General features: G+C 52.7%; 10 protein-coding genes and 1 pseudogene. 5 read left to right on the top strand and 6 right to left on the bottom strand.

What is annotated here, in order from left to right:
* Positions 1-599: 599 nt before the first annotated feature.
* Positions 600-1,040, top strand: a pseudogene (locus tag KO492_RS07475) (transposase); the annotation flags it as partial.
* A 175-nt stretch (positions 1,041-1,215) separates the two neighbouring features.
* On the opposite strand, the gene KO492_RS07470 reads toward KO492_RS07475, so the two are convergent.
* Entirely contained in the window at positions 1,216-2,184 is a 969-nt protein-coding gene (locus tag KO492_RS07470) for a LysR family transcriptional regulator (protein WP_216044386.1), read from the bottom strand.
* A gap of 127 nt (positions 2,185-2,311) precedes the next feature.
* Between KO492_RS07470 and KO492_RS07465 the strand changes: the two genes are divergently transcribed.
* Both KO492_RS07465 and KO492_RS07460 read left to right on the top strand, forming a co-directional pair.
* Positions 2,312-2,866: a carboxymuconolactone decarboxylase family protein gene (locus KO492_RS07465; RefSeq protein WP_216044385.1), complete on the top strand. Its 555-nt coding sequence runs from the start codon at positions 2,312-2,314 to the stop codon at positions 2,864-2,866.
* A gap of 20 nt (positions 2,867-2,886) precedes the next feature.
* Entirely contained in the window at positions 2,887-4,092 is a 1,206-nt protein-coding gene (locus KO492_RS07460) for an MFS transporter (protein WP_216044384.1), read from the top strand.
* A gap of 198 nt (positions 4,093-4,290) precedes the next feature.
* Here the strand turns inward: KO492_RS07460 and KO492_RS07455 are convergent, their stop codons facing one another.
* Complete coding sequence (locus tag KO492_RS07455) at positions 4,291-4,647, bottom strand: hypothetical protein (protein ID WP_216044383.1); 357 nt, start codon at positions 4,645-4,647, stop codon at positions 4,291-4,293.
* Between the two features lie 343 nt (positions 4,648-4,990).
* On the opposite strand from KO492_RS07455, the gene KO492_RS07450 reads away from it, so the two are divergent.
* Together KO492_RS07450 and KO492_RS07445 are read left to right on the top strand one after the other, a co-directional pair.
* The gene (locus tag KO492_RS07450; RefSeq protein WP_216044382.1) at positions 4,991-5,416 is read left to right on the top strand and encodes a hypothetical protein; all 426 of its coding nucleotides are present in this window, start codon (positions 4,991-4,993) and stop codon (positions 5,414-5,416) included.
* Between the two features lie 216 nt (positions 5,417-5,632).
* Positions 5,633-6,298 (top strand): GntR family transcriptional regulator, encoded by a 666-nt coding sequence (locus KO492_RS07445; protein ID WP_252735430.1) that lies wholly within the window; start codon positions 5,633-5,635, stop codon positions 6,296-6,298.
* 58 nt (positions 6,299-6,356) lie between these two features.
* Here KO492_RS07445 and KO492_RS07440 read toward each other — a convergent pair whose 3' ends face one another.
* The 4 genes from KO492_RS07440 to KO492_RS07425 all read right to left on the bottom strand — a co-directional run bounded on the left by KO492_RS07440 (position 6,357) and on the right by KO492_RS07425 (position 9,855).
* Positions 6,357-7,496 carry an iron-containing alcohol dehydrogenase gene (locus KO492_RS07440; RefSeq protein ID WP_216044380.1) on the bottom strand — a complete coding sequence of 380 codons (1,140 nt, stop codon included), beginning with the start codon at positions 7,494-7,496 and terminating at the stop codon, positions 6,357-6,359.
* 2 nt (positions 7,497-7,498) lie between these two features.
* Complete coding sequence (locus KO492_RS07435; protein ID WP_216044393.1) at positions 7,499-8,230, bottom strand: amino acid ABC transporter ATP-binding protein; 732 nt, start codon at positions 8,228-8,230, stop codon at positions 7,499-7,501.
* A gap of 20 nt (positions 8,231-8,250) precedes the next feature.
* On the bottom strand, positions 8,251-8,946 hold the full coding sequence (locus KO492_RS07430) for an amino acid ABC transporter permease (RefSeq protein WP_216044379.1): 696 nt from the start codon (positions 8,944-8,946) through the stop codon (positions 8,251-8,253).
* 81 nt (positions 8,947-9,027) lie between these two features.
* Entirely contained in the window at positions 9,028-9,855 is an 828-nt protein-coding gene (locus KO492_RS07425; protein WP_216044378.1) for a transporter substrate-binding domain-containing protein, read from the bottom strand.
* Positions 9,856-10,075: the final 220 nt, after the last annotated feature.

The following is a 10,075-nucleotide window of genomic DNA, read 5'->3' as shown; positions in this document are numbered from 1 at the left end:
AGGAAATGAGGGGCACCTCACTTTCATCGAGAATTCCCGATGCACCATGCCCTGAGAATCCCCCGCTGCGTGAAGAACCTGCAGGAGACACAGTTGATGGCAAATGCGTCATGAAATCCATCGTCATTTCTGTGTTCCTTCGGCGCGTCATGCGAAACTCCTTATTAATACATCGAATGTAAGGAATAATCCTTACCACATCAAGTCAAGAACAAGAATATGACTGCCGAACGGTGCATCAACATTTATCGTCAGGGGCTGGCCCCTCGCGGGGCACTTTTCACATTCATCACATGAAATTACAGACAAATTTTAAGACTGTCTGTAATTGTCAGAGCGGGATTTCGTAGCGCACGTTTACACACAGGGGACTCAGCAACGAGCTCGAGAGTAATGCCTAAAAGGTGGTGACGGCCCGTAGGGGCGGCATATCATGGCGGTGTTCAGAACGCCGTCAATTCTCCAAAGAGAGAGGGATATGCCACATGACGAAGACTACCATCACCAGCTTGCCTGAAACGTTTCGCGAAAAATTTATGCTCCAATGGTCCAAAATACACAGCACAACATATTGATGTGAACGGCCTTTCACACTCAACTTGTGCCCCAAGTTAATTGTGAAAGGCTTACATGCATCCGGATTTTCGACTGACCCGCTGACCGAGATTTTACGATTCGACGCGCGACAACTCATCGAGCAAGCCGTTAAAGCTGAACTGGCCGCATTATTGGAAGCCTACAAACACGAAACCACGGAAGAAGGCCGCGCCCGTCTTGTCCGGCATGGGTATTTGCCTGAACGCGAGGTGATGACCGGGGTCGGCCCCGTGAGGGTGCATGTGCCTCGGGTGCGTCACCGTAGTGAGGCGACCGAGAAGGTCCAGTATACGTCGTCGATTTTGCCTCCCTATCTGCGGAAAGCCAAGCCGATCGAAGAATTGTTACCTTGGTTATATTTGAAGGGCATTTCCATCGGTGGCTTTCTGGAAGCGCTGGCAGCTCTCCTCGGGCAGAACGCGGAAAGGATAAAAGCCGCGACGAACTGGGAATCGGTTTGGTATGTGCGATATTGGCACACCTGAACAATTCTCTCCGGACATTTCCTCACTGCTGACTTAACCCTCGAAGATGCGAGTAAAAAACAACAAATGGGCCTGGCTCGGGAACCTTCGCTCCATCGCGTATCCCGGAGTATCAGAGCTGAGGGCGCCGTCATCACTCAGTATATTGATCACAGCGCGCGCGGTGCGCGAGGCCACCCCCGGGACAATCCCTCAATTCCATATCTTTACGAATGTCTTTGCTCCTATTTCTCAGTAGCGTAACAAAGGCTCTGGTCGCCGCTTCGATCCGGTCGCCACGAAAGTGAAGTTGAAGCGGAATGGTTTCGCTGACGTCAATGACCGCGCGAGATACACAGCCTACCGTGTTCAAATGTCTGATGCATGCCGGGGCAAGAGTAACGCCGAGGCCTGAGCCAACAGCTGTCAATACGGCCTGCATAGAGTTGGGCTGCACCACTGTCTGAGGGGAAAAGCCCGCGCGCAGACAGGCGCTGACCACTTGATCAAAAAGATCCGGCGCACCTTCACGCTGGAACAGGACGAAGGGATGCGGCGACATGGCGAATAGCTCAATTTCTGGTTCCGACGCCAGCGCATGCCCTTCCGGCAGAAACGCGACGAGATGATCGGTATAGAGTTCCACGCTTTCGAAATAATCAGATGCTGTTAGAGGAAGAGCTCGTGACAAGGCGATGTCGATCTGTCCCGCCTCAAGCGCTTTGTGTTGCTCAGCGGCCGTCATTTCGTAGAGCGAGACCTGAACCTGCGGAAAACATGTGGAGAACTCTCGAACAAGACCGGGTAGGAAGGGCTGCACCGCGGAGCTGATAAACCCGATCCGAAGCCGTCCCAACCGGCCCTCTCCTGTTTGTCGCACCAAATGACGGGTGCGTTCTTCGTGGGCGAGTATCTCCGTTGCTTCGCGCAGCAGTGCCTCTCCGGCCGCAGTAATGCGAACCTCGCGAGTGGACCGCCAGAACAGACTAACACCAAGTTCTTGTTCAAGCTCGGATATCTGGCGGCTGACGGCGGGTTGAACGGTATTCAACGCACGCGCAGCAGCAGTGAAGCCTTTTAGATTTGCAACGGTGACGAAAGTTTTCAGGGTTCGGATTTCCATGACCTAATTTATACAAATAAAGTATAGATGTGATCAATTATTAACATTTCTCTTATACTCGAAGACTCCTTACATCCGCCCCGAACACGCAGCGCACCAAGCCGCGACAGCCCTTCGGAAACCGGACATGACAGATAAAATCGACCTTCCCACTCAATCTCTTGAGACCGCCGCAGATGACATCAAACCGACCCTTAAGGGCATCCATAAGAAGTTCGGTAAAATTCCGAACATCGTGGGAGCGATGGCAAACGCACCTGTAACGCTGCAGAACTATGCCGCGATTGGCGTTAATTTCGCGCAGGCCGGCTTCAAGCCTATCGAACAACAGATCATCTTCCTGGCCATCAGTGTCGAGAACGACTGCGACTATTGCACGGCTGCTCACTCCACGGCCCTCAAAAGAGGGTTCAAGCTGCCCGCCGAAATCGTAGCCGCGACCCGCGACAAAGCGCCGAGCGGCGAGGCGAAATATGACGCGCTCATAGCAACGGTTCGTGAACTGGTCGCGCGCAAGGGATATCTGGCTGTGGAGACGCGCGAAGCCTTCTTTGCGGCGGGCTATACACAGACGCAGCTGATCGACCTGCTCAGCGCCATCGCGATGAAGACGCTGACCAACTACCTCGACCACCTGGCCGACGTGCCGCTTGATCCGGCCTATGCCGCAGAATCCGTTTGAGCGGGCTTGGAGGCGTTCTTATGACTGACACATCCAATCCGGCAGTTTTGTCGCGACCGTTGCTGTTGCTGATGGCGACGGCCATATCTGCCACTGCGGCCAATCTCTATTACAATCAACCCCTACTGCCCTCTATCCAACAGAGTTTCCAACTTGATGACGGGGCTGTAGGGCTGATCCCCTCGTCCACGCAGTTGGGCTATGCCGTTGCGATCCTACTGATCTCGCCTCTTGGTGATGTCATGAGCCGCCGCAGCCTGATCGGCTTTCTGTCTGTTCTTCTGACGCTGGCGCTGCTTGCCGTCTTCGCCGCCCCCGGATTTGCCGTTCTGGCCGTCGCTTTCTTCGTCGTGGGGCTGGGCGCGAACATTACCCAGCAGTTACTGCCCATCGGGGCATCGCTGGCAGACCCCGCCCGCAAAGGCGCAGTCATGGGGACGCTGATGACGGGTTTGACAGTCGGCATCCTTTTGTCCCGCACTGTCAGCGGAACGATCGCGGAATACTTTGGTTGGCGATCAGTGTTCCTGGTCGCCGCCGGGCTGGCCGCATTGTTCGGTGTCTTGCTGCGCATGAACCTGCCAGACAACAAGCCGAAGGTTTCGCTCACCTATCCGGCGTTGATTGCTTCGATGTTCGGACTGATCCGCCAACACAAGCTCTTGCGTGAAAGCGCCCTGACCGGAGCTCTGTGGTTCGCGGCCTTCAACGCGCTCTGGGCAACGCTTGCCATCCATGTCACGGATGCGCCGTTTTCCTACAATGTCCAGCAGGCGGGCATGTTCGGGCTGGTTGGCATGGCAGGTATCGTGGGGGCGAAACTGTCAGGCAAACTCGTCGACACCCATGGGTCAGCACGGATCATCACCGTGGCGCTTGGATTGGTGGTGTCGTCGTTTATCGTTCTGGCGATCTGGGGCGACAGTCTTATCGGTCTGGTGGTCGGGATCATCCTGCTCGACATCGGAGTGTTCGGCGCGCAGATACCGAACCAAGTGCGGGTTTTCTCAATTGATCCCGCCGCCCAAGGCCGAATGAACGCTGTCTACATGCTCGGCTACTACATTGCCGCTGCGATTGGCTCCGCACTCGGCGTCAAGGTGATGAGCATCGCAGGCTGGCACGGTATGACGTTATTTGGGTTGGGGCTGGCATGCATGGCGCTGGCACACCATATCTGGCGCCAGGCAAAGCAGGATCGAGGCCCTCTCGCGGCCCGGACCTGACCAATATGATAGCGGCCGCACCTTACCAAGCTGGAACAAACCTCCAGCTAAACCCTGTCGCCTGTTTCAGACACAGCCCAAAACCTTGTCATGACGGGTTTCTCATAGGCATGGGGCTTCAATAGCCCCATGCCATAGCCAAAATGCGACCCTTCCATTGCGCAATTAGCTCGAATTGCAGACCACAGGGCAGGACGGTCATAGTGATTGGTGCCCAGCTGGCTCCCGCCGAGGAAGCAGAACGTCGAAAATTACACCTTGTACTGCAGATTCCCGCTGCAAGGCACGACGGTGCGGATCTTCATCAAAACTGCCAGCAAGTGCCGCCTCGATCTCGCGTGGACGGGTATTGTTGCCCTCTATACGGTTCGAATAATAGCTGTTCATCACCCGGATCATCGCAGCCACCTGCCCCAGGGTTGCAGGCGCAAGACCTGCACCCAGCCCCTCACTCGCCCGCACAAGCTCCAGCGAGGCATCGGCCAGCTCGATCTTGATATTCTCCTCAATCCGGGCCGGCTCGATCCAGCTTGGGGCAATGATGATTGCCGTCATTTCAGGGTCTTTCACGCCACTACACTAAACCATTAAATATCTAATAATCATATTATTTTAAAGTTTTAACGGGGTTTCGTGCCACTATCTGGTGCCACTCTCTTATTCAGCCATGCTTGGATCGCACGGGCCGGCCAGGTGTTGGGACAAGACGAAACGATCGCCATTATCGACTATCAAAAACCTGTCATCATTTGAGACAGTTTCACAACAGCTAAAACCCGAGGCCCAGGTGCCCCTCTTCGTCCTTGCTGTGAATTGAGAATTGACCGGCCTTACATAAATCAATGATTATCGAGACATCTTACCTAATCGCCCACAGAGCAAAGATCAGGACGGTAGCATGACATTTCAAATCCATCGCACACCCGAAGAACTGGCGGCAATGCAGCGTTCAAGGGACGCAGCCAGGCAACTCGACGTTGACGCTCGTGACGTTGCAAACTGGCTCGACGCGCAGTTCCCCGGCATGCTCGTATTCCTCGAAGTACAGCGTCATTATTCCTGCGAAGATTACGATATCGCCCACGTGGAACCACGGGTCACCGACCGCCCCCGACGCCATGAAGTACGAGAGGCTGCCGAACTGGCATTGAAGAGTCTGGGATGGAAATTGAATCCGGAAGGGCGAGACGTGCGATCTGAATTCTACCGCCCCCTCGCCTCTGCACATGCGCGCCTGGCCGCCACCGCGAGGGTTATCAAGGCACTGAAGACAGCGGAAACTCTGGATGACGCTCCCACACCTACGGGAGAAAACGACAATTGATCCAGTAGATGTGACCTGACCCCCGCCTTGCAATATGAAAAGATAATTGTCCTACGAGTCTGAACTTTAGGCGCTGAGGAATATTCGTTAAGATGGCGTTGCTCTGGGCTGGCCGGTTTCTGAGCGCATTCGCAAAAAAATATTGTAATTTTCATCTACGGATGCGGTGTTCTTATTCTTTCAAACCTGTATTCTTCAAATATGACATACACACCCATGACCAACCTGAAAATCGATCAACCTCCTCAGACGCTTCGTAATATTGTCACAGATAAAATGCGAGAAGCTATACTGAGCGGTTTTTTCAAATCTGGCGAACGTCTGGTGGAACGCACCTTGTGCGATCAGCTTGGCGTATCCCGTACTGTTGTGCGTGAAGCTATCCGTTATCTTGAAGCAGAAGGTTTGGTTGAGTTTTTGCCAAATCGAGGTCCCATAGTAGCGCATTTAGACTGGCCCCAAGCAAAACAGATATACAAGATACGGCGTTTGCTCGAAACTGATGCGGCCAGAGATTGTGCTGCTTGCGCCGACACTCAAACCAAATCCGAATTGAAAGTCGCTCTCGACGCGCTTGGCGCCGCCTATGAAAGCGGTTCGCCCCAAGTTTTATTCTCAGCCTCCGCTGCGTTTTACAATAAGATATTTACGGCAGCAGGGCATGAGATTTCGTGGGATGTGGTCAATCGCCTAAACGGTAGAATTAGCCGACTACGCAGCATGACCCTATCCACATCAGACCGGCATCGCGCAGGATTTGCTCAGATGACTCGAATCTATGAAGCCATTAAAGCCAACGACCCTGATGCGGCTGAAGAGGCTGTGCACGCCCATATCGACACCGCTTCGGAAATTGCGCGAAAACAGCTCACAGAGGCATGAAGACATGCGCTCCAAAACGCAACGGAGCACATGTCTTTCTTACGGAGACGCTGGTAGATCAGGCCCTATCCCAAAGAGTATGATATAGCGCTGAAATTTCCTCAGCCGTGCCTAAACGTGGATTATTACTCGGGGTCCCTGAAATGAGAGCCTGTCGCGTCATTTCAGGAATTTTTCTGCGATATTCTTGTTCCGAAAACTCACGTTCCCGCAGCCGTGGAACTTTAAGGCTGACATTGAACGAAGACAGCTTGCGCACCAAATCCTGTTCGTTTTCCCCTGCCCCCAATGCCTGCGCCGCACGAGCATAGCGAGCCGGATCTGCGTGGGACGACCATTCCGTGATCAAGGGCATCAGCATCGCATTTGACATGCCATGTGGCACATGGAACGCCGCTCCGATGGGGCGGCTCATGCCATGGATTAAGGCTGTTGAAGTGTGTGAAACTGCGATCCCCGCCAGCATTGCCCCTTCTAACATTGCCTGCCGCGCATCCCTATCTTCAGGTGAATGCGCTGCCCTCTCAAGGTTTTGGCCGATCAATCGCAATGCTTCGCAGGCCACCCCGTCTGAAAATGGCGTTGCATGACGATTGACTAAAGCTTCAAGCGCATGCGACAGCGCATCCAAACCGCTATCAGCTGTAACCCGAAACGGACAACTCATGGTCAGGTCGACATCAAGAATGGCCGCATTGGGCAAAAGGGCGCGCCCCAAAAGCAACAGCTTTTCATGGGTGTTCGCGTCACTGATCACTGCCGCACGGGTCACTTCGCTCCCCGTGCCTGCCGTAGTTGGGATGCACACTATTGGAAGAGCCAGTTCATCAACAATACGAGGCACGGAAAAATCTCGGATATCCCCGTCTTGCACAGCCAAAAGCGCAGAGACTTTGGCAATATCCATCGCACTGCCACCACCGATCCCAACGACGCAGTCGGCACCGTTTTGTCTCGCCAAATCCGCAGCGGAACGGGCCTCTTCAATGGTTGGATCGGGCGACACGTTGGTATATACAGAAAAGTGAATATTCCGCTCGTTCAGGTCCGCAAAGGCGGGGCCACACAGATCCAAGTCAAACACGATTGGATCAACAACAATCAACGGGTGACAACAGCCCAGCCCGACCAGAACAGAGCCCAATTTTGCGCTTGCACCAGCATGAGAGCGGATATCACTTGGAATGAGTATCTGCATGTTCAATGCTGCAAAATCTTGGAGAGAAAGTCGACTGCACGTTGGCTTTTCGGCGCAGCAAAGAAGTTAGCTGTTGGACCGTCTTCAATCACCTCGCCACCATCCATAAACACCACTCGATCCGCGACTTTGCGGGCGAAACCCATCTCATGGGTTACGACAATCATGGTCATGCCTTCTTTCGCAAGTCCGACCATCACATCCAGAACTTCATTGATCATTTCCGGATCAAGTGCAGATGTGGGTTCATCAAACAGCATAGCAATCGGGTCCATTGCCAAGGCTCGGGCAATTGCAATCCTCTGTTGTTGCCCACCGGAAAGCTGGATTGGGTATTTATGCGCATGTGCTGTCATGCCCACCCGCTCCAGAAGCGCATCGGCTTTTTCCTCAGCATCTTTGTGGGAACGTCCAAGCACCTTTTCCTGACCAATACATAGGTTTTCGAGCACGGTCATATGGGGAAAAAGGTCAAAATGCTGAAACACCATCCCGACATGGGCCCGAAGTTTCGGCATATTGGTCTTTGCGCTTGTCACCTCAGTGCCTTCAATCGTTATCTTGCCGCTTTGAACCGGCTCCAACCCATTGACACATTTGATCAGCGTGGACTTTCCAGAACCGGACGGCCCACACACAACGACCACTTCTCCGGAGGCAACATTAAGGGAACAATCCTTAAGGACCTGAAAATTCGCACCATACCATTTGTTGACACTGTCCATGACAATCATTGGTTCCATCATCCTGTCCCTCATTTTTGTTCACTTGTGTCAGCTTTAATGTCATAGCCACGTCCGAAATGACGTTCGATCCGTCGTTGAACCAAATCCCACATGGTTGTCATCAGCAGGTAATAAAGCGCCGCCACAACGAACAATTCGAGCACCATAAACTTTTCCTGAATAAGTACTTGGGTACGCCGCAGAAGCTCCTCCATGGAGATTACTGAAGCGATTGACGTGGTTTTGAGGCAGCCATTAACAGAGTTCCCAAGAGGTGGGATCATAATGCGCGCGGCTTGCGGCGCAATGATGTAGCGCATTTTCTGGATATTGGTCATGCCAATGGCCAAAGCAGCATTGGTTTGCCCTTTTGGCACCGAACTTATCCCCGAACGAATGATCTCGGACAGATAGGCAGCCTCATTGATCACCAGCCCGATCAGGGTTGACTCAAGAACAGAAAACTTGATCCCAAGCTGGGGCAAACCAGTATAAATGATAATCAACTGAACCAGCAAAGGCGTGCCACGCACCACCCAAGTATAAAAATATGCGACTGTACGCAGCATTTTATAAGGGCTCATCCGCATCAACGCGATAAAGAAGCCCACCAGAAGACCAAGACTCATGGCCGCAATAGTCAACCCGAGAGTCACCATTGCTCCTTCCAGCATGTATGTATTGGTCAGGTACTCAAAGAACCCATCCCAGTTCCAACCTTTCACGGCGTTTTCCTTTTCGTTGTCTATTGAGACAAGCTCCGACAGCCAGAAGCCATCGAAGCTGTCAAAATGGTATGAGCTCGCTTAAAGGTTCGGACCTTTGAGGCGGATTTCTCCGTCATCCGCTTGGCTGACACCATATGTGCCCATCAGCTCGGGCAGCCAGCCATCCTCATTCATCTCTTGCATGGCTGCAGTCACCGCCTCAGCAACCTCAAGGTTATCAAAGGAAAGCGATCCAGGAGTGGCATACATACCCGAAAGCGCATGGGTGAATTCACCGGTCTCCTGATAGAGTTTCGCCACCGGATCAATGGATACAGCTGCCTCAACTTGTCCCGCGCGCAATGCTTGATAGACAGTCGCGTAGTTATCAAACAGCGCAATATCCATCGGCTCCAAACCATCAGCTTCGAAATCGACATTCAGCTCACGCATTTTCCGTTCAGCATATCCACCAATATCCGTGCTGATGCGACGGCCGGAGAGATCTTCAACACTCGAGATCTCCGCGCCTTCGACCGAGGTAGAAATGGAAATTGCGAGGTTTTCATAGGGGATCATATAGAGGATTTTCAGCCGTTCTTCAGTGACAAAAAGCCCCGCATCAATCACGTCCCAACGCCCGCCTTTGAGGCCAGGAACCATCGTTGCATATTCTGTCGAAATAAAATCCGGCTCGAGGCAGAGGCGCTTAGCCAGTTCGACACCAAGTTCGATGCGCAACCCTTTAAGCGTGCCGTCGGACTCAGCATAGGCCATCGGCGGTAGTGTCGGGCTAACCGCCATGGTCAATTTTCCCGGTTCGGTAAGAAGGGAATCGTCAATTTTGGGAGAGCACTCTTGAGCAACTGCGGCGGAGGCAAGTCCGACGGTGAAAACGAAAGAGAGTTTGAGAGCTTTGTACGTCATTTTGAACCTGTTGGATTAGTTTTGTATTATGGCATACCATAATAGGGATATCTAATTACCCAACCTGTCAAGGACTGTCCCTCTTGAGTAAGGGAAAAAACCACCTAAAGCTGAAAGCGATCAAGAACCGTTCACTTCAACCTAAAATTTATGAACAATACCAACCCAAAAAAACACAAGGCATTAAAAAATTTGGATGCAATAAAAAAGGCGGGAGATA

This window comes from Celeribacter halophilus (genome assembly GCF_018860305.1).
In the GTDB taxonomy this organism is placed as follows: Bacteria; Pseudomonadota; Alphaproteobacteria; order Rhodobacterales; family Rhodobacteraceae; genus Celeribacter; species Celeribacter halophilus_A.
Note: the sequence above shows the minus strand (reverse complement) of the source record. Positions and strands in the feature narration are given on the sequence as shown.